The sequence below is a fragment of the Nocardioides albus genome, from assembly GCF_014648255.1.
Taxonomy (GTDB): domain Bacteria; phylum Actinomycetota; class Actinomycetes; order Propionibacteriales; family Nocardioidaceae; genus Nocardioides; species Nocardioides albus.
On record NZ_BMQT01000010.1, the window covers coordinates 209,072 to 234,146 of the forward strand.

29 protein-coding genes and 1 riboswitch are annotated in these 25,075 nt (G+C 68.4%); of the genes, 21 read left to right on the top strand and 8 right to left on the bottom strand.

What is annotated here, in order from left to right; all coding sequences use genetic code 11:
* Nucleotides 1-65: 65 nt before the first annotated feature.
* Nucleotides 66-1,526: a glycosyltransferase family 39 protein gene (locus IEY84_RS21160; RefSeq protein ID WP_183548515.1), complete on the top strand. Its 1,461-nt coding sequence runs from the start codon at nt 66-68 to the stop codon at nt 1,524-1,526.
* 21 nt (nt 1,527-1,547) lie between these two features.
* Entirely contained in the window at nt 1,548-2,585 is a 1,038-nt protein-coding gene (locus IEY84_RS21165; RefSeq protein WP_183548517.1) for a VanZ family protein, read from the top strand.
* Nucleotides 2,586-2,595: 10 nt separating this feature from the next.
* Here the strand turns inward: IEY84_RS21165 and IEY84_RS21170 are convergent, their stop codons facing one another.
* The 3 genes from IEY84_RS21170 to IEY84_RS21180 all read right to left on the bottom strand — a co-directional run bounded on the left by IEY84_RS21170 (nt 2,596) and on the right by IEY84_RS21180 (nt 4,059).
* Nucleotides 2,596-3,462: a hypothetical protein gene (locus tag IEY84_RS21170; protein ID WP_189129316.1), complete on the bottom strand. Its 867-nt coding sequence runs from the start codon at nt 3,460-3,462 to the stop codon at nt 2,596-2,598.
* A gap of 120 nt (nt 3,463-3,582) precedes the next feature.
* Nucleotides 3,583-3,741: a hypothetical protein gene (locus IEY84_RS21175; RefSeq protein ID WP_183548521.1), complete on the bottom strand. Its 159-nt coding sequence runs from the start codon at nt 3,739-3,741 to the stop codon at nt 3,583-3,585.
* A gap of 57 nt (nt 3,742-3,798) precedes the next feature.
* Nucleotides 3,799-4,059, bottom strand: a complete 261-nt coding sequence (locus tag IEY84_RS21180) for a hypothetical protein (protein ID WP_183548522.1) — start codon at nt 4,057-4,059, stop codon at nt 3,799-3,801.
* A 233-nt stretch (nt 4,060-4,292) separates the two neighbouring features.
* On the opposite strand from IEY84_RS21180, the gene IEY84_RS21185 reads away from it, so the two are divergent.
* From IEY84_RS21185 to IEY84_RS21215, 7 genes are all read left to right on the top strand, one after another.
* A complete protein-coding gene (locus tag IEY84_RS21185; protein ID WP_183548524.1) occupies nt 4,293-4,601 on the top strand; it encodes a hypothetical protein in 309 nt (102 codons plus the stop codon).
* Nucleotides 4,601-6,955, top strand: coding sequence for a WXG100 family type VII secretion target (locus IEY84_RS21190; protein WP_183548526.1), 2,355 nt, complete (start codon nt 4,601-4,603; stop codon nt 6,953-6,955). Before IEY84_RS21185 ends, IEY84_RS21190 begins: the two co-directional genes overlap by 1 nt.
* Before the next feature lie 8 nt (nt 6,956-6,963).
* Nucleotides 6,964-7,548 (top strand): hypothetical protein, encoded by a 585-nt coding sequence (locus IEY84_RS21195; RefSeq protein WP_183548528.1) that lies wholly within the window; start codon nt 6,964-6,966, stop codon nt 7,546-7,548.
* A complete protein-coding gene (locus IEY84_RS21200) occupies nt 7,549-8,187 on the top strand; it encodes a hypothetical protein (RefSeq protein WP_183548530.1) in 639 nt (212 codons plus the stop codon).
* A gap of 7 nt (nt 8,188-8,194) precedes the next feature.
* Complete coding sequence (locus IEY84_RS21205; protein ID WP_183548532.1) at nt 8,195-9,025, top strand: hypothetical protein; 831 nt, start codon at nt 8,195-8,197, stop codon at nt 9,023-9,025.
* Nucleotides 9,026-9,118: 93 nt separating this feature from the next.
* Entirely contained in the window at nt 9,119-9,628 is a 510-nt protein-coding gene (locus IEY84_RS21210) for a hypothetical protein (protein WP_183548534.1), read from the top strand.
* Nucleotides 9,629-9,684: 56 nt separating this feature from the next.
* On the top strand, nt 9,685-10,050 hold the full coding sequence (locus tag IEY84_RS21215) for a hypothetical protein (RefSeq protein ID WP_183548536.1): 366 nt from the start codon (nt 9,685-9,687) through the stop codon (nt 10,048-10,050).
* A gap of 16 nt (nt 10,051-10,066) precedes the next feature.
* On the opposite strand, the gene IEY84_RS21220 is transcribed toward IEY84_RS21215, so the two are convergent.
* Nucleotides 10,067-10,669, bottom strand: coding sequence for a hypothetical protein (locus IEY84_RS21220; RefSeq protein WP_183548538.1), 603 nt, complete (start codon nt 10,667-10,669; stop codon nt 10,067-10,069).
* A 349-nt stretch (nt 10,670-11,018) separates the two neighbouring features.
* On the opposite strand from IEY84_RS21220, the gene IEY84_RS21225 reads away from it, so the two are divergent.
* From IEY84_RS21225 to IEY84_RS21245, 5 genes are all read left to right on the top strand, one after another.
* Complete coding sequence (locus IEY84_RS21225) at nt 11,019-12,197, top strand: hypothetical protein (RefSeq protein WP_189129317.1); 1,179 nt, start codon at nt 11,019-11,021, stop codon at nt 12,195-12,197.
* A 165-nt stretch (nt 12,198-12,362) separates the two neighbouring features.
* Nucleotides 12,363-12,692 (top strand): PadR family transcriptional regulator, encoded by a 330-nt coding sequence (locus IEY84_RS21230; protein WP_160028116.1) that lies wholly within the window; start codon nt 12,363-12,365, stop codon nt 12,690-12,692.
* A 3-nt stretch (nt 12,693-12,695) separates the two neighbouring features.
* Nucleotides 12,696-13,094, top strand: a complete 399-nt coding sequence (locus IEY84_RS21235) for a DUF1048 domain-containing protein (RefSeq protein ID WP_229788904.1) — start codon at nt 12,696-12,698, stop codon at nt 13,092-13,094.
* Nucleotides 13,091-13,864, top strand: coding sequence for an ABC transporter ATP-binding protein (locus tag IEY84_RS21240; RefSeq protein WP_183548549.1), 774 nt, complete (start codon nt 13,091-13,093; stop codon nt 13,862-13,864). Before IEY84_RS21235 ends, IEY84_RS21240 begins: the two co-directional genes overlap by 4 nt.
* Nucleotides 13,861-14,622: an ABC transporter permease gene (locus IEY84_RS21245; RefSeq protein ID WP_183548551.1), complete on the top strand. Its 762-nt coding sequence runs from the start codon at nt 13,861-13,863 to the stop codon at nt 14,620-14,622. The genes IEY84_RS21240 and IEY84_RS21245 overlap by 4 nt, the downstream gene beginning before the upstream one ends.
* Nucleotides 14,623-14,655: 33 nt before the next feature.
* Here IEY84_RS21245 and IEY84_RS21250 read toward each other — a convergent pair whose 3' ends face one another.
* Nucleotides 14,656-15,444 carry a metallophosphoesterase family protein gene (locus tag IEY84_RS21250; RefSeq protein WP_183548553.1) on the bottom strand — a complete coding sequence of 263 codons (789 nt, stop codon included), beginning with the start codon at nt 15,442-15,444 and terminating at the stop codon, nt 14,656-14,658.
* A 37-nt stretch (nt 15,445-15,481) separates the two neighbouring features.
* On the opposite strand from IEY84_RS21250, the gene cobU reads away from it, so the two are divergent.
* Nucleotides 15,482-16,021: a bifunctional adenosylcobinamide kinase/adenosylcobinamide-phosphate guanylyltransferase gene (gene cobU, locus IEY84_RS21255; protein WP_183548555.1), complete on the top strand. Its 540-nt coding sequence runs from the start codon at nt 15,482-15,484 to the stop codon at nt 16,019-16,021.
* A gap of 143 nt (nt 16,022-16,164) precedes the next feature.
* Here the strand turns inward: cobU and cobS are convergent, their stop codons facing one another.
* The 3 genes from cobS to IEY84_RS21270 all read right to left on the bottom strand — a co-directional run bounded on the left by cobS (nt 16,165) and on the right by IEY84_RS21270 (nt 18,910).
* The gene (cobS, locus tag IEY84_RS21260; RefSeq protein WP_183548557.1) at nt 16,165-16,932 is read right to left on the bottom strand and encodes an adenosylcobinamide-GDP ribazoletransferase; all 768 of its coding nucleotides are present in this window, start codon (nt 16,930-16,932) and stop codon (nt 16,165-16,167) included.
* Nucleotides 16,932-17,981: a nicotinate-nucleotide--dimethylbenzimidazole phosphoribosyltransferase gene (cobT, locus tag IEY84_RS21265; protein ID WP_229788905.1), complete on the bottom strand. Its 1,050-nt coding sequence runs from the start codon at nt 17,979-17,981 to the stop codon at nt 16,932-16,934. The genes cobS and cobT overlap by 1 nt, the downstream gene beginning before the upstream one ends.
* A gap of 185 nt (nt 17,982-18,166) precedes the next feature.
* Nucleotides 18,167-18,910 carry an IclR family transcriptional regulator gene (locus tag IEY84_RS21270; RefSeq protein ID WP_183548559.1) on the bottom strand — a complete coding sequence of 248 codons (744 nt, stop codon included), beginning with the start codon at nt 18,908-18,910 and terminating at the stop codon, nt 18,167-18,169.
* A gap of 71 nt (nt 18,911-18,981) precedes the next feature.
* Here IEY84_RS21270 and pcaH point away from each other — a divergent pair, with 71 nt between their 5' ends.
* From pcaH to IEY84_RS21300, 6 genes are all read left to right on the top strand, one after another.
* Nucleotides 18,982-19,773 (top strand): protocatechuate 3,4-dioxygenase subunit beta, encoded by a 792-nt coding sequence (pcaH, locus tag IEY84_RS21275; RefSeq protein WP_183548561.1) that lies wholly within the window; start codon nt 18,982-18,984, stop codon nt 19,771-19,773.
* Entirely contained in the window at nt 19,770-20,312 is a 543-nt protein-coding gene (gene pcaG, locus IEY84_RS21280) for a protocatechuate 3,4-dioxygenase subunit alpha (RefSeq protein WP_183548563.1), read from the top strand. The genes pcaH and pcaG overlap by 4 nt, the downstream gene beginning before the upstream one ends.
* Nucleotides 20,313-20,320: 8 nt before the next feature.
* Nucleotides 20,321-21,580: a lyase family protein gene (locus tag IEY84_RS21285; RefSeq protein WP_183548565.1), complete on the top strand. Its 1,260-nt coding sequence runs from the start codon at nt 20,321-20,323 to the stop codon at nt 21,578-21,580.
* Nucleotides 21,577-22,728, top strand: coding sequence for a bifunctional 3-oxoadipate enol-lactonase/4-carboxymuconolactone decarboxylase PcaDC (pcaDC, locus tag IEY84_RS21290; RefSeq protein WP_183548567.1), 1,152 nt, complete (start codon nt 21,577-21,579; stop codon nt 22,726-22,728). Before IEY84_RS21285 ends, pcaDC begins: the two co-directional genes overlap by 4 nt.
* Nucleotides 22,729-22,924: 196 nt before the next feature.
* Nucleotides 22,925-24,376: a phytoene desaturase family protein gene (locus IEY84_RS21295; RefSeq protein ID WP_183548569.1), complete on the top strand. Its 1,452-nt coding sequence runs from the start codon at nt 22,925-22,927 to the stop codon at nt 24,374-24,376.
* A 10-nt stretch (nt 24,377-24,386) separates the two neighbouring features.
* Entirely contained in the window at nt 24,387-24,947 is a 561-nt protein-coding gene (locus IEY84_RS21300) for a GNAT family N-acetyltransferase (RefSeq protein ID WP_183548571.1), read from the top strand.
* Nucleotides 24,947-25,069: riboswitch (cobalamin riboswitch) on the top strand. Its footprint overlaps the gene before it by 1 nt.
* Nucleotides 25,070-25,075: the final 6 nt, after the last annotated feature.

The following is a 25,075-nucleotide window of genomic DNA, read 5'->3' on the forward strand; positions in this document are numbered from 1 at the left end:
ATCTGCATGGGTTACCGACGAGTAAGCCATGTCGATCTCCCCGTCGTACCCCTACGCTCAGGGGCGTGAGCCGTCCGCGGTACTCCCCCGCTGTCGGGGTCGTGGTCGCCGCGCAGGCTGCCGTGCTGCTGGCGATGAGCCCGTTCTACGGGCCGCATCGAGACGAGCTCTACTTCGTCTCCGCAGGTCAGCGGCTGGCTTGGGGATATCCCGACCAGCCCGCGCTGACACCGTTCCTGGCCCGGATCGCGACCGAGATCGCGCCGTACAACCTTGTCGTTCTGCGATTGTGGAGCCTGCTGGCGATGGTCGGGCTGGTCCTGCTGGCGGCGGAGTTCGCGCGGCTGCTCGGCGGCGGACGTACGCCGCAGGTGCTGACCGCGGGGCTGGTGGCCGTCGGCGTGGTCACGATGACGTTCGGGCACTGGCACTCGACCGCCACGTTCGACGCGCTGGCCTGGACCGCGATCCTGGTGCTGGTGGCCCGGGCGCTGGTCGCCCAGGGCTGGCGGCACCGGGCACTGTTCTGGCTGGCGGCCGGGATCGTCGCCGGGATCGGGCTGGAGAACAAGCACTCGGTGGCCTTCCTCCTGGGCGCGATCCTGATCGGCATCGCACTCGTCCCGGCGACCCGGCGCAACCTGACCACGCCGTGGCCGTGGCTGGCCGGGCTCACCGCGCTGGCGCTGTGGACCCCCAACCTCCTGTGGCAGCTCGAGCACGACTGGCCGGTGCTCGACCTGTCCGCGGACATCCGGGAGGAGTACGGCGGTGCGGCCGGCAGGGTCGGTTACGTCGCGCAGGCGCTGATCCTGCTGAGCCCCGTGATCACGCCGGTCTGGATCATCGGTCTGGTGGCGCTCCTCCGGCGCCGGGAATGGGCACCCTTCCGCCCGGTCGCCGTCGCGTTCTTGCTGGTCGCGGGCTTCTTCCTGATCGCGGGCGGAAAGGGCTACTACCTGGCCGGCCTGTTCCCGCCGTTGGTCGCGGCGGGATCCGTGGTGATCGCCGAGCGTCTGCGGCCACGCACCGTCGGCCTCCTCGGCGCCGGCCTGGCCCTGCTGACCATCCCAGCCTGGCCGATCAACCTCCCGGTGCTACCCGCTCAGACCTATGCCGGCTCGTTCTACACCGCCGCCGGCGAGGACCAGCTGGAGACGATCGGCTGGCCCCAGTACGCCGCCCAGGTGCGGGCGGTCGTCGACGAGCTGACCCCGGCCCAGCAACGTACGGCCGTGGTCTTCACCACCAACTACGGAGAGGCGGGCGCTCTGGAGTGGTATGGCGTCGGGGCGCCGGTCCACAGCGGGCACAACGGCTGGCGGTTCTGGGAGCAGCCGCCGAAGGGCGCATCACCGATCGTCGTGGTCGGGTTCGACGACCCCGACCGCTTCTTCGACGGCTGCGAGCAGGTCGGTTCGCTCTACAACCGCGAAGGTGCCGACAACGAGGAGAACGGCGCCCCGATCGACCTCTGCGACACCCCGAAGCAGCCGTGGTCGCAACTGTGGCACTACAGCGCCTGAGACCTGGCTTAGCCTGACGACATGGCCAACGTTGTCGGGAACGCTGTGCTGGCGATCTTCTTCGGAGTCGCGCTGGCCGTCGCAGGGTTCGTCCCTGCAGCGGCGATCGCCTACCGCCGCAGAGGCTCGTTCCCGCTGGGTCGGATCCTGCTCCTCCTGGCCGCTGCGATCTACGCGGTGGCGCTGTGGACCTACACCCTCGTCCCGGTGCCCGATGCGGGCTCGTTCACCTGCGCCGGGACCCAGGTCCATGCATTCGGCTTCGTCGGCGACATCCTCCGCACCCGCGCCGAGATCGGCACCCGAGCCCTGCTCACCGACGCGGTGTTCCTCCAGGTGGCCCTCAACCTCGTCCTGTTCGTACCTCTGGGGTTCTTCGTCCGAGCGATCACCGGACGTGGTGTCGTGGTCGCGGGCACCATCGGGTTCTTGACGTCGCTGCTCATCGAGAGCACTCAGCTCACTGGGATCTGGGGACTGTACCCGTGCGCCTACCGCGTCTTCGACGTCGACGACCTGCTGGTCAACACCGCTGGCGCCGTGCTCGGTTCGGCGATCTCGGCCCTCCTCGTCCGTCACCACGCCCGAGAGGCGCCGGCCACCGTCACTGTGGGCCGACGGTTGGTGGGCATGGTCGCCGATCTGCTGGTCGTCCTCGGCGCCGGCGCCCCGCTGGTCCTGGCCTGGCGTGCCTGGCAGCTCTACGGGCTCGAGGTGCCGTTCGACGAGGTGCCGACCACCACCCAGTTCTGGCTGCTGTGGGGTCCGCCGATCGTGCTGGAGGCCGTTGCCGTCCTCGGCTTCGGACGTACCGTCGGCGAGTGGGTCGTCGGCCTCCGCGCGACGGCATCCTCGGGAGTGTGGTGGCGCCGGATCGTCAAGCTGCTGGCCGGGGTCGGCGGCCTGATGCTGCTGCTCATGGCCGACTTCCCCGGCTCCGGCCTCCTGCTGCTCGTCTTCGTCGGCGCGACCGTCGTGGCACTCCCCCGCACCGATGAGCATCGCGGCCTCAGCAACGCGCTCGCGGGAATGCAGGTCGGGCCGGCCCGGCCGAGCTGAGCCGGCGGGTTCACCGTTCGCTGGGCAGCGGCGAGACCTCGAGCTCCCCGGTCAGGTAGGCCAGCGTGGAACCGTTCGACAGCACGACGCGTCGGGCGTTGTCGTCTCGCCGGCGGCGCAGCGACGTCAGCGTCTTGACCACGCGCTCCGGGTCGTCGAGGAGCCAGAACCCGACGCGGATCGCCTTGCGCCGCCACCGCCGGGGCACGAGTCGGATCCGGTGCCGGCGTGTGTTCGACCATGACGGCGCATCACGTCTCGCGGTGAACTCGAGGAACCGGTTCGTCACCGGGATCATGTCGTGACGTGTGACCTCCTCGACCACGTCGACGCGGATCTCCTTCCACGCCACCGTGACCACTTCCCCGGCGAGCTCGATCGTCAGGCTCTCAGGCGTGATCAGGAGCGCCCGGCGCATGGTCATCGTCAGCGCATGGTCGACCACCACCACCGCGAAGAACACTGCGAACCCCGCAGACAGGACCCCGACCACGTTCAGCCCGCCGCGGAACGCGAGCCCCGCAAACTGACACAGCATCACCACGAAGCACACGAGCATCAGCTCCCCGCAGATCCCCGGCCCCCGCCTGAGCCTGATCTCGATCCCGGCCCCGCCGTCCGAGCCCCGGATCCGGCGCTGCGCGCGGCGGTCGCCGAGGCGTACGCCCTTCATCAGCTGCACCGCGACCGCCAGCAGGACGAACATCACCCCGCAGGTGACTCCGATCAGGTACGGCCCGAGCTCCGCGCCGTCAGCGACCAGAAACCCGACGCACAGCAAGAGCCCGAACAGCAGGTTGGCGAGGCTGAGCAGCGACCACCCCACCCTGCGAGCCGTCGCCTTCCAGGGCGCCCCCAGATCTCCGTCCTCGACCACGGCTCGACCTTAAGGGCCGTACGCCGCGGCCGGCCCGGAGACCGGAGATCGGCGCGTCCGTGGTCGTTCTTCATCAACGCCAGGCCGGACGTCGGTTTCTCCAGAGCGGTGCGTCTGGGCCTACGCCCAGACGCCGACGTACTCGATGACCACCCTGAGGCCGACGTTGAACTCGGCAGCGTTGGTGACCGCGTTGATGAGGCGTACGACCCAGAAGACCGCCAACGTGTAGCCGATCCCGAGCGCAATCCCGGACGCGGCTGCACTGGTTCCGGTCACTTTGGCTCGGCGGAGCCCGACGTGCCCGAGCACGACCGCGACCGCGATCGGGATGATCTAGGCAATCATCAGCAGTCCGAGGATCAGCCAGATGATCGAGCGGTCCTCCATGGCGTAGAAGGAGTTGTAGTAGCTCTGGCTGACCTTCGGGATTCCCACGATCACCCGCACCAGGGCGACGATCCCCAGCAGTCCCGCGGCAAGCCCCAGGCCGGCCATCCCGAGCCATCCGGCAGCACCGCGTGGGTTGCCAGCGGGTGCGGGCTGGTTCGGCGGCCATGCGGGACCGGCTGCTGCCACCTCGCTCGGTTGTGACATCGCGCCCTCTTTCCTTCCGAGCTGGATCGAGTCGCCCTGGGTGTGACGGGCGCCGACGTAACGACGCGAAACGCTATCTCAGACAAGGGGCGTCGCCGGCGAGAACCGCGCGGAACCGGCGAGGCAGGCGCGGATCGAGTGCGTATGAGATTTTTCGACGTTTTGTGTTTGAAACCCGAAGTTTGGGGTAGGAGATAGTCACCAACCGCTCCGAACGCCTTGGGAGACCTCTCGTGAACGTCGAAATCGTCGTGCCGCAGGTGAAGACCGCGGCCCGTTCCATCGGGACCGCGGCCGACGCCGTCGCCGGCCTCGATCTCGAAGGCCCCATGGGCAAGGTCGCCGCCGCGCTGCCCGGCAGCACGGCCGTCGGCGCCGCGAACGGTCTCAAGACCGAGTGGAAGAACGATAAGGACAAGTGGGTCAAGGCCGCTCGCGACCACAAGACGACCACCGTCGCCGATGCCGACGCGATTGTCGAGGCCGACACGATCACGGCCCAGCAGGCGCGCTACCGCGAAGCAATGATCGGAAGAGACTGATGGCCGTCACGTATGACCAGCTCCAGAGCTGGAAGCCCGAAGACCTCGACAGCGCTGCGGACCAGCTCAACACCGTACGCAAGAGCTTCCAGGACCAACAGGACGAGATGGATGCCGGCAAGGTCCCCGACACCTGGGTCGGCGAAGCGGCCACCCGCGCCGAGAACCGCCACCGTCGCCTGATCGCCGACCTCAACGACATTGCTGCACCGCTGTCCCAGGTGATCAACGCTCTCGACGAGGCCGCGGCATCCATCAAGAAGGCCAAGGACAACGCCAAACGCTCCCACGACGATGCGACCGGCAGGGGCTGGAAGGTCACCTTTTCTGGCGGCGTACAGATCACCGATCCGAGTCCGGACGAGGACGATCCGGACAAGGACAAGGGCACCATGCAGCAGCTCGCGCAGAGCATCCAGGACGCCCTGACCGATGCCGAGTCCGCCGAGACCGACTTGGCCGCCGTGCTCAACCACGCGACCAAAGGCAACTATGACGGTGGCGACGGCACGATCGAGCAGGCCAGCCTTCCGCCCGAGCTGCGCAACTTGCCCGAGGACGAGCTCATCGACAAGATGCTCAGCGATCCGGGCAAGTACGATGGATACACCGACGCGCTGCCGCCCGGGGTACAGATTCGTCTCGGCGAGGAGATCAGCAACCGTCTCGACAACACTCTGAATGACGAGGACTACGACCTCAGCCAGGAAGAGGTCGACCGCCTCAACTCGATGCTGAGCGCCTACACCGACGATGAGACGGTCGCGGCCGGCCTCTACAAGGACCTCGGGGCCGACGGCACCGTCGCCAGCATGGCGCGGATCGAGGAGTACCTGCGAAACCCCTCCGTAGATGCCGGATCCCTCGACTCTCTTGCCTCCAACCTCCGCAACGGTCTCGGATCGGCCTCGAACGACCCGAGTTTCCCGGCGAAGCAGTTCGGCCACGACCTGGTCAAGTACGCCGGCCCGTCCGGCGTCTACCTCTCCGACGACGAGCAGGATGCCCTCCGCGATCGCTACCCGAACTGGGGCGGCACCGGCGGTGCCTCGGTCCTCACCTACCTGATGAAGGATCACGACCTCAACGGCGATCTGGTCCTCGGAGCGGCCGAAGAACTCGACCGCTTCGAACAGGTTGACGGCGCCTTCGACGCCAAGACCTGGTATCACCACACCGGCCACGGCCCGTTGGGCGCCGGCGAGAACGGCTACGGCGCTGACCCGATGGCGGCGATCATGGGCAACCTCGGCGCTCACCCGGAGCAGGGTTACGAGTTCTTCCATGGCGAGCACGGTGCCGAGCGCCAGGACTTCTACTTCGACAAGCGCACCTGGCAGGCCGACGGGTACGCCGGCATTTCCGAGTTGGCGGAGGGCGTTGGCACCGATCCCGGCCTGCTCGAGAAGCACCCCGAAGAGACAACCAAGCTGGTCTCCAACTTCCTCGACAAGGTCGCCAACAGCGAGGGTTTCAACGCCGACGACGCGAAGTCTGCATCACCGCACCTCTCGAACTTGCTCAAGTTCTACACGCCAGCCGTGGACCAGACCCTCCATTTCGGCGAAGCAGAGGGTGAGGCAAATTCCGGACCGTACGACGGTGGACCTCTCTTCCCGGACTTCGACTTCTACCCGGAGATCTACCAGAACGACCTTGACAGCCTCATGCAGGTTGCGGTGAGCACCGATGAGGGTGCCGGCAACATCGCGGAGGGAATCGGGGCATTCCAACAGACCAAGATCAACAACGCAGCGGTGATTCTCGCGGAGAACCCTGACGATCCCAACGCCCGCACCCAGCTTCAAGGCGCTATTCAGGACGGGGCGGCCCTACAGGGCTTCGCGGAGTACTCGGTCGGCGAGGTAGAGATCGAGAACGCACAGGACAAGGATGCCCGGGTTCAGGCGTTCTCCGACCTCATCGGGGAGGCCGCTGGCTTCGTTCCTCTTCCGGGCGCAGACGTGGTTGGCGAACTCGGCAGCAAGGCGATCAGCGCCGGCTTCACGCACGGCGTCGAGCTCGGCCAAGGCGCACTGACCGATCACTACGGCGCGAACGAGGGCGGCGCGGTAGCCGATCAGAACAGTCGCGCCGCACAGGGCGCGACGAACGCTCAGATCAACGCCTACCTGACGATGGTTCGGGCCGGGGTCATCGATGACGCTACGGTGCCGGACATGTGGAAAGGTCCCGACGGCGAACTGCTCGATCCGTCGGCGATCCGGCCCGACGATCTCTCCACCTACGGGCAGAGCGCAGCCAACGGCATCAGCGGTTATTCGACTCGGTTCGACATCTCTGGACCTTACGAAGACCAGTTCAGGGACTACTACGGATCGGTCGCCGGATGACCCCGACAATGCGGACCACCAGCGTCATCGTTCTGTCGGTCGCGGTCGCGGGACAGCTCGTCGGCTGTGGCGACGATTCGGACCGCGAGTTGCTGTCCCCAGATTCCGTTTCGGACATCAAGCAGACATACGCAGGCGACCAGATCCCTGCAGTCGGTTGGTGCCGAGAGGTGAACATCGCACAGTCTCGAGCGTCCTCTGGTAGTAAGCCTCATGCTGCAGGTGTCGAGTTCCGGCTCGAGAACGGCGACTACGTCCACGCGATCGTCATGGGCCCACCTTCTGGGAAGAGCATCGAGGATGTGCGCGCCGACCTGGAGAAGGCGGTCGACGAGTGCGCCGCGAAGAGCAACAGCGATCAAACGCTGGAGCCGATGTCCGGCCTAGAGGACGGGATGTGGGGCTACTCTTCGAGCGAGAGGGGCGCGACCGGCAGTGAGATCTTTGACGTAACTCCGAAGGGGTATCTCGTCGCAGTCGGCGTTCGCCACGAAGGCGACGGTAATCCCAGCGTTGACGTGCAAGAACTGATCCAGGAAGCAGGGAAGAACGCCGATATCTACATCGCCAGTCGTGATCAGGATGAGCAGTGAATGGCGACGAGTAGTTCGGGCTCTGCCGCCGCAGAAAGTCGGAACCGACAGACGCTGATCCGGCTGCTGATCGCAATGTTGCTGGCGAGCCTCGGGCTGACGTCATGCGGTGAAGAGTCGCCGACCACGCTCATCAAGCCGGATGACTTCAAGGCAGCCAAGGGTGAGGCGAGCGACGCCTGGGTCGGGATCGTCGGGATGCCGCCCTGCCGCGCCCTTCGCGAGTTCAACCGGGACCTCAATCTCGCAGCATCGGGCGATGTGACCGGAACCACCGTCGGGTTCGAAGGCGGCGGGTACGTCTTCGCCGTGGTGTTCTCACCGACCGCAACATCTCCTTCGGCGGACGAAGTTGTCGCCGGCGTTCAGGGGCACGTCAAGGATTGCGCAGCGGAGATCGCCGACGATCCGTCCCGGAACGTCGAAGAACTCAGCGACCTGCCGATGGAAGCCACCGGCTTCCGAGGCGTGGAGAACAACTTCACCAGCGAATACGTCTACGCCGCCACGAGCGGCGATCGACTGTTGGTGGCGGGTATGGAGTACGCGACCGAGGACCGCGCTCCTGTGTCCGTGGAGCGCCTGCTCGAGCTGTCTGCCGACCGCGCGCCCGATGTTGCCGAGACCGAAGGTTGGTGAACCACGCGTGAAGAAATCAGCGATTGCCGCAACGGCGGTGGCACTCGGCTTGGCGTCCTTCCTCACCGGCTGCGGGGATGCGGATGAAGCGTCGTCGTCTCTCAGCGAGTCGATTCGCGCGGACGTCGCGAAAGACGACTCACCCGAGACGCTAGGCCGGCTGGCGACCTACCTGCAGGAGCATCCTGACGCGGAGATCGACGCCGACCTCATCGACGAAACCGCGGATCTACTGGTGCACAACATGCCCGCCGTCCGGAAGACCATCGCAGATCCGGGCAGTCCGTCCAGCCTCGATACTGATCCAGAAGGTCTGCTTCGCGTAGTGCACCAGGTCGCCGACGACGAGGCGGAGGCCAAGGCTGTTCTGAAAGCGGTCACCACGTCAGCTATCGACGAAACCGAGAAGGCCACGGCAGCGTACGTTGCGGATCCGTCAACCAGCGCCCGGCTCGATGCCGCTCTCGCTGACAGCATGGTGGCCTCAGGGGCGCTTGCGACGGCCCTGGGCGTCGATTCCTACGAAACGCCCGCTGACCTGACGGCCGTTCTGGCTTACCTCGTCGACGGGACGGAGCCGTCGGACCTGGCTCCGGGTGTACCTCTCTCGATTCGGACCATCGTCGCCGCCAACTATCTCCACGCACCGGAAGAGTCGCTGTCCAGCGCGCTCGCCGGTCGCCCTCGTTTCGACCAACCCGGCGTAGTGGACGAGATCCCGAGGTGGACCGACTCGACGAAGTCTCCGATCCCAGCAGCGAATCTCCCCGGAACCGCTGAGGCGCTCGAGAACAGTTGGAGCGCAGGAGAGGACCTGGCGATCGCTGCACGACAGTGACGGTGAACGAACATTCGTTCGTCGAAAGCTGGCCTCAGGCTGCGTACGATGGACTGACTACTCTGCAGCGCGGACGACGAGAGCGAGGGTCTGATGGTTCCCTTCGACGAACTCGGCCGCTGGCGTCCGGATGCGCTTCTCGGGGCTGCCGATCGCCTCGAGGACGGCGACACGATTCCTCACTTCGGCCACCTTTACAACGTGGCCGCGGTGGTTGAGGCATTGCGCCATGCCGCCGTCCAGATCCGGTCGGCTCGAGCTCGAGCCTTGGGTACTGCCGACCTGATCGTCGCGAGGGGCTGGGGATTCCAGATTGCCGGCAGCGACGTTGTCGTCCAGGAGACGTCCAGGACCGTCATCACCTACGACGATGAGCTCGACCGAGTCGAGGAGCTGATGTCCGAGTACGCCGGCGCCATGGCCGATGCCCTCACCGAACTCGGAGTCGCTCTCGACGAGTTGTACGCCATCATCGACGCATCGCGACGAGACCCAAACCGGCGATCCCGCCTTGGCGTTCCGCGTCGTCCCCGTCCACCGTCCACCGGCCGTCGTTGCCGGGACCGCCCCCGCGATCCGTGGCCACGGTGCTGGGATCGATGATCTACTAAGACTCAACACGGCGCCGGCGGGGCGCGCCGACGGCAGGAGGCTCGGACATGGGTGAAGGCTACGAGGTCAGCGCAGATACTGAGAAGCTTGACGGCGTACGCAACCGCTTGAACCAGCAACGTGAGCTGGTCAACGGAGTCGATCTGACTCCGCCTTCCGGGGCCATGTTCGGCCTCTCCCCCAAGGGCCAATGGCTCGAGGAGGTCGTCAACCGCGGCCACAAGAACATCGGCCGGTCACTGAAAGAGACCGCCCAGGGGCTGGAGAAAACCAGCGACGGCATCCATGACGCCATGGTCGAGATCGAAGGCGCCGACGTCGACGCGCAGATCGCGATGAACAAGATCGCCGATGCCCTCGCCATCATGAGCAACCCGCTGGTGATCTTCGGCAAGAAGAACATCCCCTTCTGATCGGGCAGCGTCGGGCTCAGAGGAGTTCGAACGTCTCCATCACCGGGTCGATCAGGTCCTGGGAACCCTTGCGGTCCAGATCGCTCTTGGTGAATCCCCAACCGATGGTGATGACTGACTGCAAGTCCGTCGTCACAGTGATGTATTCGCTATCCCAGCTTGTCTCTTTCTCCCACTGAATGTGTGAGAGAAGTACGCCGTTGATCGTTACATCTGGCAAACGCTTGACGTTCTTGATGTTCGGGTCTCCTCGGAAGGTCTCGAGATGAAACTCGGTCGCATCATCGATGTTGGCCTTCAGATCGCCGCTGGGGCTGTTGACGCCGGAACCCATTGTTCCGCTCCCTGGAATCAGCCCAAGATCGTCCTTCGCGACAGCGACCGAAGCAGCGTTGTCGCGCTGGCTGAGGATCGCCCAGTCCGGCGGTACATAGACACGAGCCACGTCGATCTTGACCTCGTTCCAGTCAGCAGGTGTGCTCGCGCCATCAGTCGTCTCACTTGCACCCTTACTGGTTGGGTCTCCCGAAGGATCAGAGTCCTGTGAGCCACAACCAGCAAAAACCATCGCGAGGCTCAGAGCCATCGCCGAGAAGCTCACCTTCCGAGAGGTCGTCATAGACGACGACTGTAGAGGATCGAAGCAGGAGTCTGGCGCAACAGATAGCAGTGAGAGATGCTTTACCCACGCGGGCCACGCACGGTGGACCGTTCCCGCACCTCTCGGGAGGAACCCGATGAACCAATTGGCAGTCGACACCGTAGCGAAGGTCAAGGGGCCCTGGATGCGCCGCCTTGACCTGTACGTCGCGGCTGGGGCACCGACCGCAATACAAGCGATGCTTTCAACCTGGCGAGACGCAGGGCGTGGCTTCAACGAGTCTGGGGCTCTCCTTGACAAGGACGCGATTCAGGTCGAGGACGGTTTCTCGGCTACGTCGCTGTCCGGCCGTGCCGCTAGGGGCGACATGCAGCAGTCAGGCGTCGAACTTCAGAAGAAGTACCAAGTCGTCACCGACGCCGAGGTCGCCCTGGGCAAGGTTCAGTTCCAGGTCAGCGAGGCGATGAAGGATCACGCCGCGCAGTCCGCGAAACTGCCGGGGGCGCATGAGCCGGTGAACGCGTCGGACTACAAGACCGAGGTCAAGCCGGGTGAAGTGAACGAGCGCCAGGCTGCTGAGGGGAGGAAGGCGCTGGAGAAGGCGGAGGCCGAGCATGCGGCGCGGGAGCGGGCGATCGCGGATGCCGAGAGAGTCGCGGCTGCGCGGATCCGGGACTATGACAACGCCGTGGACGAGGCGGAGCCGAAGGTGCGGGCGCTCTACGACGATGGCAGCGGCCAGTCCAACGCGCCGTCGAACCCACCGTCGTCGCCCGCATCGGTCCCCGGATCGGCCAGTGCCATCGCGGCAGCCCAAGCACGGATGGCCAAGTACAACCCAGGGGTGAGCTATGCCGAGGGTGACGGTTACGACCTGATCCAGCGGGAGAAGGAGCTGATCGCGGCCGAGCAGGCGAAGAACCAGCCGGAATGGAACGGCGCCGAATGGGTGAACGCCGACGGCTCGCCTGCGCCCGCCGCGTCGTACGCCACGGTCGAGACCGCCGAAGGTCTTGCACCGCTGGCCGGCGGGACCGGTGGATCGGGCGGAGCGACCGCATTGGCCGTCGGGCTCGGCGGGGCAGTGCTCGCCGGGGGCATCGCCAAGGCGGTTGCGAGCAGGTTCGCCAGTCCCTCCTCGGCCACGAGCACGGCCCAGGCCGCAAAGGCGGCCGGCGCCACCTCGAGGACGGCAGCAGGCGCTCGCGGGACGGCAGCATCAGCCAGCCGGAATCTCAGCGGCGCGGGCGGCCGAGCCGCCGGTGGCGCCGGCGCCGGTAGTCGCGCGGGCGGCCGGGGAGGCCCTGCCGGAGCGGGCAGTCGTGCTGGTCGGGGCGCGGGCAGCGCCGGCGGCCGAGGTGCGGGAGCCGGCGGCGGTCGCGGCCGCGGCGGCAAGAAGGACGACAAGCGGGGCGGCCAGGACCAGGACTGGCAGGCCGACTACACCGACGACTGGACCGACCCCGACTACCGGGTCTGGGACCCGAAGACCGACAGCGGCCGAACACCTGAGCGGGACGGCAAGGACGTCGACAAGAAGGACTAGGCAAGACACGACCAGCGGCGCTGGTACGACGGTTGATCCGTCGTACCAGCGCCGCTGTCATTTCTCCCGGCGGTAAGGACTTGCGCCGGAGCCACTACTCAGCGCTACTATGTACCGGTAGTCAGCGACACTGAGTAGCCCGAATGGGCAGAGGGGAGGTGCCCGATGGGCAAGCAGATGACCGAGATGCTCAAGGGGACGCTGGAGGGGATCGTGCTGGCGTTCCTGACCGGCAACCCGGCGTACGGATACGAGATCACGACCTGGCTGCGGAGCCAGGGGTTCACCGAGATCGCCGAGGGCACGGTCTACGCGCTGCTGGTCCGGATCGAGAAGAACGGGCTGGTGGACGTCGAGAAGCGGCCGAGCGAGAAGGGGCCGCCGCGGAAGGTCTACTCGCTCAACGCAGACGGCGAGAAGTACCTCGAAGAGTTCTGGACAACTTGGGGGTTCCTGGCCGAACGGCTGGAGAACCTCCGTACGGAAGGAAAGTAAGGCATGTCGATCCGATCAATGTTCGAGGCCGTCGTCGGCGAGCTCGAGCTGAAGAAGCGCTGGCGGCAGCTCAAGGCCCGCAAGCAGCAGCTCCCCGAGAACCACCGCAAGGCGCACGACGCGGTCGAGCGCTACCTGATGTACTCCGCCGGCATCGCCGACGGCGCGATCGTGACGGCGATGGCCGAGGACCTCCTCGAGCTCTTCGAGCAGGGCGCCGCGGACGGCACCCCGGTCAGCGCGATCGTCGGTGACGACCCGGTCGAGTTCGCCGAGGAGTTCGCCAGGAACTACTCCGAGGGCGCCTGGATCAAGAAGGAGCGCGCCCGGCTCGAGGACGCCATCAACTCGATCACGGACAGCGATCTCGACAAGCTCGATCACCGGAAGGACGAGTCATGAGCGCCACAGCCGCCATCTCCGTACGGGGATTGGAGAAGTCCTACAAGGACAACCAGGTGTTGAAGGGAGTCGACTTTGAGGTCGCGCGGGGCACGATCTTCGCGCTGCTCGGGTCCAACGGAGCCGGAAAGACCACTGCCGTACGCATCCTCTCGACGCTCCTGAAACCTGATGGCGGCGCAGCCTTGGTCGAGGGCGCATCGGTCGTCGACGAGGCGCAGCAGGTGCGGGAGGCGATCTCGCTGACCGGCCAGTTCGCGGCGGTCGACGAGATCCTGACCGGGCGGGAGAACCTGATCCTGGTCGCGAAGCTGCGGCATCTCCCCTCCCCCGGCGACGTGGCCGACGGGCTGCTGAAGCGCTTCGACCTGGTCGAGGCGGGTGCCCGTAAGGTCGCGACCTACTCCGGCGGCATGCGGAGGCGGCTGGACATCGCCATGTCGCTGATCGGCTCGCCGTCGGTGATCTTCCTCGACGAGCCGACCACCGGGCTGGACCCGGAGGCACGCATCGAGGTGTGGCGAGTCGTTCGCGAGCTGACCGCGCAGGGCACGACCGTGCTGCTCACCACGCAGTACCTGGAGGAGGCCGAGCAGCTCGCCGACCGGATCGCCATCCTGCACGGCGGGACGATCATCGCGAACGGCACCCTCGCCGAGCTCAAGGCGATGCTGCCGCCGGCGAAGGTCGAGTACGTCGAGAAGCAGCCGTCGCTCGAAGAGATCTTCCTTTCACTCACCGGCTCCACCAATCGAGGAGAACAGTCATGACCAAGCACGCATTCGCCGATGCAGGCACCCTGCTGGGGCGCTCGCTGCGGCACATCACCCGCAGCCCGGACACGATCATCACCACCGCGCTCACGCCAATCGCGATGATGCTGCTCTTCGTCTACGTGCTCGGCGGGGCGATCCGCACCGGCACCGACAACTACGTCAACTATGTGCTCCCCGGGATCATGGTCATGGCGATCGCCTCGGGCATCGCGTACACCGCACTTCGGCTCTTCACCGACATGAAGAGCGGGATCTTCGAGCGGTTCCAGTCGATGCCGATCGCCCGCTCGGCGGTGCTGTGGGCGCATGTCGGGACCTCGATGGTGGCCAACATGCTGACCATGGTGATCATCCTGGGCGTCGCGTTCGTGATGGGTTTCCGCACCTCGGCAGACCTGGGCGCCTGGCTCGCGGTCGCCGGGATCCTGGCGCTGCTCACCCTGGCGCTGACCTGGCTCGCAGTCATCCCCGGGCTGGCGGCACAGACCATGGAGGGGGCCACCGGGTTCTCCTACCCGCTGATCTTCCTGCCGTTCATCAGCTCGGCGTTCGCGCCGACGGAGACGATGCCCGGTCCGGTGCGCGCCTTCGCCGAGAACCAGCCGGTCACCTCGATCGTCAACACCATCCAGGCGCTCTTCGCAGGCCAACCGGTCGGTGACGACATCTGGGTCGCGCTGGCCTGGTGCGTGGGCATCCTCGTCGTCTCGTACGTCGCCGCCATGGCTGTCTACCGGCGCAAGATCAGTTGAGCCCGGCCACAACAAGTACGACGAAGAGCCGATCTACCTCCTCCGGTGGTAGGTCGGCTGCTCGTCGTTCTTGAGGTTGCCCCGGTAGAAGCCCGTCCGCAGCTCGTAGGTGTATTCGGTGAGCTCGGGCATGCCGACGCCGGCGGCGTACTCGATCTCGGCGTCCACGTCGTAGGGCACCCGGACCCACTGGATGCCGAACGGAGCCTCCTGGTCGCTGTCCAGCACGCCCTCGAGGATCACGTAGACCGGGGTCGGGTCGCTCATGCAGTTGCCGACGCTGCCGGTGTTGAAGACGGTGCGCCGATCCCGGTCGGTCTCGTAGTAGGGATCGTGGGTGTCGGCGTAGCCGACCATGTCGGGCTCGGGCACGTCGAGGCCGGTCGCCTCGGTGTTCCGGAACAGCCCCAGGAACTCCTGCTCGTCGTGGTCGAACCTGACCCGTCGGTGGACGGTCTCCTCCGAGGCATGGAAGAGCCTTACCCTCCGCCCGCTGATCAGGAAGTCATGGGAGAACGGGAGCGTACGCAGCCAGTCGGCCTGCTCCCACGCCTGCAAGCGCCACCACATCAACCCGACGGACTCGCGGCCGAAGTCGGGCTGTGGGGCCAGCAGGAAGTCCTCCCAGTTGCCGAGGAGGTTGACCTCGCATCTGTCCCGGCAGATCTCGGCGACCTCGCGTCCTCGTGGTCCCTTGCCGATGTAGTCGCCGAGGTTGAAGATCCTGGTGATCCCGCGTGCCTCGATGTCCGCGAGGACGGCTTCGAGGGCGGTGAGATTGCCGTGTACGTCCGAGATCAGCGCGATGCGCTCTGGGGTCATGAGCCGCAGGCTATGCGATGGCTGGGAGACTGGCGCGGTGAGGATTCTGGTGACAGGTGGGGTGCGGTCGGGGAAGTCGCGGCACGCCGAGTCGCTGCTCGCGGCTGCGCCGTCGGTCGTGTACGTCGCACCGGGGCCGACGCTCGAGGAGGACCCGGATCCGGACTGGGCGGCGCGGCTGGCTTCGCACCGGGCCCGACGGCCGGAGCGGTGGCGTACGGTCGAGTCGCGGGATCTCGCCAACGCGCTGGCCGAGGGGCTGGCCGCGGGCGACGCGGTGATGATCGACTGCCTGGGCACCTGGCTCACCGCCGTCATGGACTCCCGAGAGCTGTGGGAGGCGACCTCGGAGGAAGCGACCGCGGTCGTTTCGGCGCTCACCGACGACGCGGCCGCGGCGCTCGAGCAGCAGGGCGGCGACGTGGTGCTGGTGACCAACGAGGTCGGCCTCGGGGTCGTGCCTGCGCATCGCTCGGGCCGTCTCTTCCGTGATCTGCTCGGGCTGGTCAACCAGCGGCTGGCCGCGGCCTGCGACGAGGTGCATCTCGTCATCGCCGGGCGGGTCCTGAAGCTCTAGTCCCCCCGCTGGTCGAGCCGCGAGGCCGCCTGCGGCCGAGCGTGTCGAGACCAACACAGTCCCATCGCGCGCGGACGTCACCGTGTTGGTCTCGACACGGAATCGCTCGTCCCTCACGAATCCGGCTCGACCAGCGAAAAGAGTCAGGCAAAGGTGACGAGCAGCGCTGCCAGCGCGGCTTCGACGGCTGCACCGAAGACGTCTCCGGTCACTCCCCCGAACCGCCGGATCGCCCGCAGGATGATCGCGCCGACGACGGCTGCAGCGACGGCCGCCGCGAGAACTCCTCGCCACCACGGCAGGCCGGCCCAGGCGCCGGCGCCGGCGAGCGCGGCCGCGACGGCGATCCAGACGAGGGCGGTGACCAGGGGTGACAGGGTCTGGGTGAACGTACGCCCCAGGCCGTCTTCGCGGGCCGGCCGGACGCCGCGGGTGCAGCACAGCGCGAGGGCCGCGCGCGAGGCGCAGACGGTGACGGCGGCGAGCACCGCGGAGGGGATGGCCGCGCCGTCCAGCAGCGAGGCGAGCGCCGCCACCTGGAGGCCGAGGACGAGAACGATCGCGGTGACGCCGGCCGGGCCGGAGGTGCCGGTCTTCATGACCTCCAGCGAACGCTCGCAGTCGTAGGAGGCAGCCATCCCGTCGACGGTGTCGGCGAGACCGTCGAGGTGGAGCGCTCGGTTGCCGACGACCACGACGCCGATCGCGAGCAGTGCCGTGACCAGGTGCGGTAGCCCGGCGAACTGTCCCAGGAGTGCGATAGCGGCCGCACCTAGCGCGAGCGGCAGCGCGGCCAGCGGAGCCAGCGCCATCGCCACCGCGGCGCGGCGACGGTCGACGTGCTCAGGAGGCGGTACGGGCATCGCGGTCAGCGTGCCGACCGCGAGACGCCAGGCGTCCCGCACGAGCATCAGGCAGGCTCGCCCGGGGCGAGCTCGGAGAGCAGGGCGACGTCGCACAGCAGGGCCACGGCGCTGCGTACGACCGGGACCGCGGCGACGGCCCCGGAGCCCTCGCCCAGACGCAGGTCGAGGTCGAGCAGCGGCTCGAGGCCGAGCTTCTCCAGAGCCATCGACTGGGCCGGCTCGGTGGAGCGATGACCCGCGGCGTACCACTTCGCGGCACCGGGCTCGATCCGGTCGGCGGTGAGCGCGCAGGCGACGCTCATCAGGCCGTCGAGAAGCACCGGGGTGCCGTTGCGGGCGGCCTCGAGGAGGTAGCCGGTGGTCGCGGCGAGGTCGGCGCTGCCGAGCGCGGCGAGGGTCTCGATCGGGTCCTCGGCGCGCTCACCGGCACGGGCGAGGGCCGCGGTGATGACGTCCGTCTTGATCCGCAGCGCGTCGTCGCCGATGCCGGTGCCGCGACCGGTGACCTCGCTCGCGGGCAGGCCGAGGCCGGCGGCCACCATCGCGGCGGCAGGGGTGGTGTTGCCGATGCCCATGTCGCCGCTGATCAGCAGCTGCGCGCCGGCGGCGATCTCCTCGCGGGCGACCGCGGCGCCGGCCTCCAGCGCGGCCTGGGTCTGCTCGGCGGTGAGCGCGTCCTCGAGGTGGATCGCGCCGCTCCCCCGCCGGATCTTGTGGCTGGTCAGCGCGGCCCGAGTGGTCGCGTCGAGGTCGTCGAACTCCTCGTCGACACCGAGGTCGAGCACCCGGACCTGGACGCCGTGCGCCTTCGCGAGCGCGCTGACCCCGGCCCGCCCGCTGAGGAACGTACGCACCATCGCGCCCGTGATCGCCGAGGGAAAGGCCGAGACGCCGTGCTGCGCGACGCCGTGGTCGCCGGCGAAGATCACCAGGCGTACGTTGTCGACCGGTCGCGGCGGCACCTCGCCCTGGCATGCCGCCACCCAGACCGCCAGCTCGCCCAGGCGGCCCAGGGCTCCGGGGGGCGTCGCGAGGGCTCCCAAGCGCTCGTCGGCCGCGCGGCGTACGTCTTCGTTCGGGGTCTGGATCGTCACCAGCGCAAGGTACCCCACGCGGTCGCCGTCCGATCCCGCTGGTTGAGCCGCGAGCGCCAGCGAGCGTGTCGAAACCAACACAGCCCCTCACGCGCCGACACCACTGTGTTGGTCTCGACACGGAATCGTTCGTTCCTCACGAATCCGGCTCGACCAGCGGGGTAGACGCTCGACCAGCGGGGCATCTATTGGAGGCCGCGGGAGGCGCCCTGGGCGGCGACCTTCAGGGCGGAGACGAGGCGGAGGCGGTTGCGGCGCAGGTCGGAGACGACGATGCCGAGGGCGCCGACCACGCCGGTCGAGGTGGTGATCGGGACGGCGGCCGAGCAGGCGCCGAGGGTCATCTCCTCGACGGTGGTCGCGTAGCCCTCGGTGATCACCCGGTCGAGCTGGCGGCGCAGCAGGCCGGGGGTGGTGATGGTGTGGCGGGTGAACGGCTTCAACGGGCCGGACAGGACCCGGTTGCGTACGTCTTCGGGGGCGTGGGCCAGGAGCACCTTGCCGACGCCGGTGGAGTACATCGGGAGGCGCGAGCCGACCGAGGAGACGATGGGTACGTTGCGGGTGCCGCGGAGCGTCTCGAGGTAGAGCACGTGGTCGTCCTCGCGCACGGCCAGGTGGACCGTCTCCAGCGTCGCGCCGTAGAGGTCGTGGAGGAACGGGGCCGCGACCGAGCGCAGGTCGGTGGCGACCGGTGCGAGCAGGCCGGCGTCCCACAACCGTCGGCCGACCGCGTACGTCCCGTCCTCGTCCCGCACCAGCGCCCCCCAGTCCACCAGCTCGGCGACCAGACGGTGGGCGGTCGGGAGGGAGAGGTCCGCGCGGGCGGCGAGCTCGCTCAGCGTGAGTCGTCGATGACCAGCGTCGAAGGCACCGATGAGGCCGAGGACGCGGGAGGCGACCGTACGGCCTGCGCTTCCACCTGCCATTCGACGGCCCACTTTCGCTCACCGGAAGTCCGTGCTTTCATCGTACGCTCCCGACACCTAGCGTTCGGAACGTGACAGCGCCCACGAAGAAACGACCAGTCGAGACCCAGGCGGACCTCTCGGCCGAGATCGCCGAGCGCGAGAAGCTCAGCATCGAGGCGGAAGCAGCGGGCCAGAACGTACGTCAGCCGCTGCTGGACTACCCGCCCTACCGCTCCAGCGTCCTGCGCCACCCCACCAAGGACCCGCGCCATGCCGACCCCGAGACCATCGAGCTGTGGTCGCCGTGCTTCGGGCACTCCGACGTGGACCCGCTCGAGGCCGACCTGACGATCGCCGGCAGCAACGAGCCGATCGGCGAGCGGATCACGGTCAGCGGGCGAGTGCTCGACGGCGAGGGGCGTCCCGTGCGCAACCAGCTGGTCGAGATCTGGCAGGCCAACTCCGCCGGCCGCTACATCCACAAGCACGAGCAGCACCCGGCGCCGCTCGACCCCAACTTCACCGGCGTCGGCCGTTGCATCACCGACGACGAAGGGCGCTACCGGTTCCAGACGATCAAGCCCGGCCCCTACCCGTGGGGCAACCACATCAACGCCTGGCGGCCGGCGCACATCCACTTCTCGCTCTTCGGCCGGGCGTTCACGCAGCGGCTGATCACGCAGATGTACTTCCCGTCCGACCCGCTCTTCGCGCTCGACCCGATCTACCAGTCGATCACGAGCCAGAAGGCGCGAGACGCGCTGGTGGCGACGTACGACCACGACCTCTCCACCCCCGAATACTCGATGGGCTACAACTGGGACATCGTCCTGACCGGCCCGAGCCGCACCTGGACCGAGCCCGAGGAGGGCGACCTGTGAGCACCCCGACGCCAGGCCAGACGATCGGCCCCTTCTTCGGCTACGCGCTCCCCTACGAGGGTGACGCCGACCTGGTCCCGCCGGGCAGCGCCGGCTCGATCCGGCTGCACGGCTGGGTCTACGACGGCGCCGGCAACCCGATCCCCGACGCGCTGCTCGAGATCTGGCAGACCGACTCCGAGGGCAACATCCCCCAGGCCGAAGGCTCGCTGCACCGGGACGGCTGGACCTTCACCGGCTGGGGACGCGCCGACACCGACCTGAACGGGCACTACACGTTCTCGACGGTGCTCCCGGGTGCATCCGCAGAGGGCTCGGCACCTTTCTTCGCGCTCACCGTCTTCGCCCGCGGCCTGCTCGACAAGCTGCAGACCCGGATCTACCTGCCCGAGCACCCGGCCAACGCCGGCGACGCCCTCCTGGTGTCGCTGTCCGAGGACGAGCGTGCGACGCTGGTGGCCACTGCGGACGCAACCGGATTGCGATTCGACATCCACCTCCAGGGCGACCGCGAGACCACCTTTCTCAACTACGGCTGAGGAGTCGAATGTCGCTGCTGTGGCCAGGCGAGGAGCGCGCCGGGGATCTCTTCTCCGAGGCGGCCTACCTCGCTGCGATGGTGCGGGTCGAGGAGGCCTGGCTGGCCGCCATCGTCTCCTCCGGGATCACCCCGGAGGAAGCGCGTACGCCGCTGGCCGGCCTGGTCTCGCCGGACGACGTTCCGGGGCTGGCTGAGGGTGCGGAGGCCGGGGGCAACCCGGTCATCGGGCTCGTGAAGCTCCTGCGCAGCCGCCTCGAGGGCGAGTCCGCGCGGTGGCTCCACAAGGGTCTGACCAGCCAGGACGTGGTGGACACCGCGATCGTGCTCTGCCTGGCCGAGGTGCTCGACCGGGTCGAGGAGGAGCTCACGGCACAGGCCGCCGCCCTGGTCGGTCTCGTTCGCGAGCACCGCGCCACCGTGATGGCCGGTCGCACCCTGACCCAGCACGCGGTGCCGATCACGTTCGGGCTCAAGGCCGCGACCTGGCTCTCCGGCCTGAGCGACGCCGCCGAAGGTCTTCGGCGCGCTCGGACATCACTACCCGCCCAGGTCGGTGGCGCGGCCGGGACGCTGGCGGCGGTCGTCGGGCTGGCCCGGCTCCGCGGGCTCGCTGACCCCGTGGCCGCAGCCCAGACCGCTGCCGCCATCACGGCGACCACCCTCGGGCTGGCCCCGCGGATCCCGTGGCACACCAACCGCGCCCCGCTGACCGCAGCCGCCGACGCGTTGGTCACCGCTTCCGACGTCTGGGGGCGGATCGCCGGTGACATCACCCTGCTCACCCGCCCGGAGATCGGCGAGCTCGCCGAACCGGCCGGCGAGGGACGCGGCGGCTCCTCGACCATGCCGCACAAGTCCAACCCGGTGCTCTCCGTGCTCGTCCGCCGCCATGCACTTGCCGCTCCCCCGCTGGCCGCAACGCTCCACACCGCCGCGGCCGGCTACGTCGATGAACGTCCCGACGGCGGCTGGCACGTCGAGTGGGAGACCCTGGCGACCCTCGCCCGTCGTAGCGTCGTCGCCGCCTCGCAGACCACCGAGCTCCTCGGCGGGCTGCGCGTCGACGCGGCCCGGATGCGCGCCACCGCCGAAGCCGCAGGCGCGGACCTGTTGGCCGAGCAGCGGTCGCTGACCGGGTTCGTCGGTGGCGAGATCCTTGCCGGGACAGAGGCCGCCGCAGGGCTCGACGACTATCTTGGCGCTGCCGACGCCCTCATCGACACCACCGTCGCCCGCGCCCACGAAATCTGGAAGGACCTTTCATGACGCCGAGGATCACCCCTGTCGAGCTGGCCGGAGACCCGAGCAAACCGCTCCTGGTCGTGGGCCCGTCCCTTGGCACCTCGGTGACCGCACTCTGGTCAGCCGCCGCCGAGCTGCTCGAGGACTCCTTCCACGTCATCGGCTGGGAGCTCCCGGGGCACGGCCACGGCACCCCGACGACCGACGGGTTCTCGATGGCTGACCTCGCGGCCGGCGTCCTCGCCAGCGTCGACACCGTCCTCACCGATCGCGGCGAGCGCCACGGCACCTTCGCCTACGCCGGCGACTCGGTCGGCGGGGCCGCCGGCCTCCAGCTGCTGCTCGACGCTCCCGCCCGGGTGAGCGCCGCGGTGCTCACCAACACCGGCGCCAAGATCGGCGAGGCCGAGGGCTGGAACGACCGTGCAGCGACGGTCCGCAAGGCCGGCACCGCCTCCCAGATCGCCGGCTCCACCCAGCGCTGGTTCGCACCGGGTTTCCTCGAGCGAGAGCCCGCCCGCGGCGGTGCCCTGCTGCACTCGCTGCGCGACGCCGACGCGGAGAGCTATGCGCTGGTCTGCGGGGCGCTGGCGGCGTACGACGTCCGCGGCCGGCTCGCCGAGATCGCCGCCCCGGTTCTGGCCATCGCTGGTGTCGACGACGCCCCGACCCCGCCCGCCTCGCTCGAGGAGATCGCCGTCGGGGTCCGCAACGGCCGACTCGTCTCCCTCGACGGCGTCGGTCACCTCGCTCCTGCCGAGGCACCCAACACCGTCGCCACCCTGATCACCTCGCACGTGGCTGCGGCGGACCCGAGCTACACGGCCGGGATGAACGTACGCCGCCAGGTGCTCGGCGACCCGCACGTCGACCGGGCCACCGCCGCGATCACCGACGTCAACCGCGACTACCAGGACCTGATCACGCGCTACGCCTGGGGCACGATCTGGACCCGCCCGGGCCTGGCCCGTCGTGACCGCTCGATCGCCGTGCTCACCGCTCTGGTCGCGGGCCGTCACTTCGAGGAGCTCGAGTTCCACCTGCGCGCCGCGCTCACCAACGGGCTGACCCGCGAGGAGATCATCGAGGTGCTCCTGCAGACCTCGATCTACGTCGGCGTACCGGCAGCCAACAGCGCCTTCGCCGTCGCCAACCGGGTCTTGAACGACTGAGCCTCTCCGCTGGTCGAGCCGTCGTCGCCTCTCCGTCGGTCGAGCCGTCGTCGCCTCTCCGTCGGTCGAGCCGTCGTCGTGAGGAACGAACGACGACGTGTCGAGACCAACACGGTCCCATCGCCGCTCGAGTCGACTGTGTTGGTCTCGACACGCTCGCTGGCGCTCGCGGCTCGACCAGCGGTTGGATTGGTCCATGAAACCATCTTCCGCAACCGTCGTAGGCGCCGGACCCAACGGCCTGGCGGCGGCGATCGTGCTCGCCCAGCGCGGCGTGAAGGTCGTCGTGCTGGAGGCCGCGGAGACGGTCGGCGGCGGTACTCGCACGGCCGAGCTGACCGCGCCGGGGCTGCGTCATGACGTCTGCTCAGCGATCCATCCGCTCGGGGTGGCGTCGCCGTTCCTGCGCGAGCTCGACCTGGAGACGTACGGTCTGACCTGGCGCTACCCCGAGATCGAGCTCGCCCATCCGCTCGACGGGGACGAGACGGTGCTGCTGCACCGCTCCATCGAGCAGACGGCCGCGGGGCTGGGGGCCGACGGTCGGCGCTGGGAGCAGGTGTTCGGCCCGGTCGTACGCGACTTCGACTCGATCGCGGACCACGTCCTCGGTCCGATGCTGCGCGTCCCGCGGCATCCGTTCCGGATGGCCGCCTTCGGGATACGGGCGGTCCTGCCGGCCACTGTGCTCGCCCGGGCCTTTCACGAGGAGCGGGCGAAGGCGCTCTTCGCCGGCTGCGCCGCGCACGCTTTCCAGCCACTGGATCGCCCGGGCACGGCCGCGGTGGGCGCCATGCTCCTGGTCAGCGGGCATCGCTTCGGATGGCCGGTCGCCGAGGGCGGTTCGCATGCGATCACCCTCGCGATGGCACAGCTTCTCGAGGAGCTCGGCGGCACCGTCGTCACCGGCACCACGGTCCGCGGCCTCGCCGACCTGCCCGAGTCCGACGTCACCTTGTTCGACACCAGCCCCGGTGGCTTCGCCGACATCGTCGGGGCCGCTCTGCCCGACCGGCCGCGCCGGGCGATGCGGAGATGGAAGCACGGCCCCGCGGCGTACAAGCTCGATCTGGCCGTCCGCGGCCCGATCCCGTGGCGCGACCCGGAGATCGCTCGTGCGGGGACCGTCCATCTCGGCGGGACCCTCGCCGAGGTGGCGACCAGCGAGCGGGAGATCGCGGCCGGCCGGATGCCGGAACGGCCGTTCGTGCTGCTGGGCCAGCAGTACGTCGCCGATCCGAGCCGCTCGGCCGGCGACCTGAACCCCGTCTGGGCCTACGCCCAGGTCCCGCACGCCTTCGACGGCGACGCGACCGAGGCTGTGCTCGCCCAGATCGAGCGCTTCGCCCCTGGATTCCGGTCCCAGATCGTCGACACCCACGTCACCACGCCGGCCGACTACGCGGCGTACAACCTCAACTACGTCGGCGGCGACATCGGCGCCGGCGCCAACACCCTCCGCCAGCTCATCGTCCGTCCCACCCTCGCGGGCTACGACACCGGCATCCCCGGGATGTTCCTCTGCTCCGCGGCCACCCCGCCGAGCGCCGGCGTTCACGGCATGTGCGGCTACCACGCCGCCCACCGCGCCCTTCGCCACCTGGCCGCCACCGGGAAACCAGGTGCCACCGACGTACGTCCTGGCTAACGTCTGGCGCATGCCGCAAGCCCATCTGCGCACCGAGCGCCTCGAACTGGTCCCGCTGTCCGAGGAGCATCTGCCGTTCCTGGTCGACCTCAACTCGGACCCGGTGGTGCTCCGCCATCTGTTCACCCGCGCGCTCACCCCGGAGGAGACCGAGCAGCGGATGCACCGGTGGATCCGGGCGGCGAAGGAGACGGAGGCGCTGGGCAAGTGGATCGGGTACGCGGACGATGAGGCCGTCGGGCTCTACATGTTCGAGCCGCCCGACAACCCGCCGCGCACCGACGCTGCCGAGCTGGGCTACCGGCTGCCGCAACGCCACTGGCGCAAGGGCTACGCGAAAGAAGGCTCGCTCGAGCTGCTGCGTCACGGGTTCGAGGATCTTGGGATCGACCGGGTGATCGCGCAGACGATGGCCGTCAACGAGGCCTCGCGGGCGACCATGGTCGCGGTGGGGATGAGCTTCGTACGCAGCTTCCAGCAGAACTTCGAGGAACCGCTCGCCGGGCATGCCGAGGGCGAGGTCGAGTACGAGATCACCCGCGAGACCTGGCTCGAACAGCAGCCGGGGTAGGCTGCGAGCACGCTCGTGGTGCAGGAACCCGGTGAGAGTCCGGGGCGGTTCCGCCACTGTGATGTCCGTGCAGATGTTGGGCACGGACGCAGCCAGACACTGGCCGCGGGCTATCCGACCGATCGACG

Excerpts from the sequence above, each read along its gene's own strand:
- IEY84_RS21165 (WP_183548517.1), top strand. The coding sequence starts at position 1,548 with ATGGCCAACGTTGTCGGGAACGCTGTGCTGGCGATCTTCTTCGGAGTC.
- IEY84_RS21180 (WP_183548522.1), bottom strand. The coding sequence starts at position 4,059 with ATGTCACAACCGAGCGAGGTGGCAGCAGCCGGTCCCGCATGGCCGCCG.
- IEY84_RS21190 (WP_183548526.1), top strand. The coding sequence starts at position 4,601 with ATGGCCGTCACGTATGACCAGCTCCAGAGCTGGAAGCCCGAAGACCTC.
- IEY84_RS21195 (WP_183548528.1), top strand. The coding sequence starts at position 6,964 with ATGCGGACCACCAGCGTCATCGTTCTGTCGGTCGCGGTCGCGGGACAG.
- IEY84_RS21200 (WP_183548530.1), top strand. The coding sequence starts at position 7,549 with ATGGCGACGAGTAGTTCGGGCTCTGCCGCCGCAGAAAGTCGGAACCGA.
- IEY84_RS21210 (WP_183548534.1), top strand. The coding sequence starts at position 9,119 with ATGGTTCCCTTCGACGAACTCGGCCGCTGGCGTCCGGATGCGCTTCTC.
- IEY84_RS21215 (WP_183548536.1), top strand. The coding sequence starts at position 9,685 with ATGGGTGAAGGCTACGAGGTCAGCGCAGATACTGAGAAGCTTGACGGC.
- IEY84_RS21220 (WP_183548538.1), bottom strand. The coding sequence starts at position 10,669 with ATGACGACCTCTCGGAAGGTGAGCTTCTCGGCGATGGCTCTGAGCCTC.
- IEY84_RS21225 (WP_189129317.1), top strand. The coding sequence starts at position 11,019 with ATGCAGCAGTCAGGCGTCGAACTTCAGAAGAAGTACCAAGTCGTCACC.
- IEY84_RS21230 (WP_160028116.1), top strand. The coding sequence starts at position 12,363 with ATGGGCAAGCAGATGACCGAGATGCTCAAGGGGACGCTGGAGGGGATC.
- IEY84_RS21235 (WP_229788904.1), top strand. The coding sequence starts at position 12,696 with ATGTCGATCCGATCAATGTTCGAGGCCGTCGTCGGCGAGCTCGAGCTG.
- IEY84_RS21240 (WP_183548549.1), top strand. The coding sequence starts at position 13,091 with ATGAGCGCCACAGCCGCCATCTCCGTACGGGGATTGGAGAAGTCCTAC.
- IEY84_RS21245 (WP_183548551.1), top strand. The coding sequence starts at position 13,861 with ATGACCAAGCACGCATTCGCCGATGCAGGCACCCTGCTGGGGCGCTCG.
- IEY84_RS21250 (WP_183548553.1), bottom strand. The coding sequence starts at position 15,444 with ATGACCCCAGAGCGCATCGCGCTGATCTCGGACGTACACGGCAATCTC.
- cobS (WP_183548557.1), bottom strand. The coding sequence starts at position 16,932 with ATGCTCGTGCGGGACGCCTGGCGTCTCGCGGTCGGCACGCTGACCGCG.
- IEY84_RS21270 (WP_183548559.1), bottom strand. The coding sequence starts at position 18,910 with ATGGCAGGTGGAAGCGCAGGCCGTACGGTCGCCTCCCGCGTCCTCGGC.
- IEY84_RS21285 (WP_183548565.1), top strand. The coding sequence starts at position 20,321 with ATGTCGCTGCTGTGGCCAGGCGAGGAGCGCGCCGGGGATCTCTTCTCC.
- pcaDC (WP_183548567.1), top strand. The coding sequence starts at position 21,577 with ATGACGCCGAGGATCACCCCTGTCGAGCTGGCCGGAGACCCGAGCAAA.
- IEY84_RS21295 (WP_183548569.1), top strand. The coding sequence starts at position 22,925 with ATGAAACCATCTTCCGCAACCGTCGTAGGCGCCGGACCCAACGGCCTG.
- IEY84_RS21300 (WP_183548571.1), top strand. The coding sequence starts at position 24,387 with ATGCCGCAAGCCCATCTGCGCACCGAGCGCCTCGAACTGGTCCCGCTG.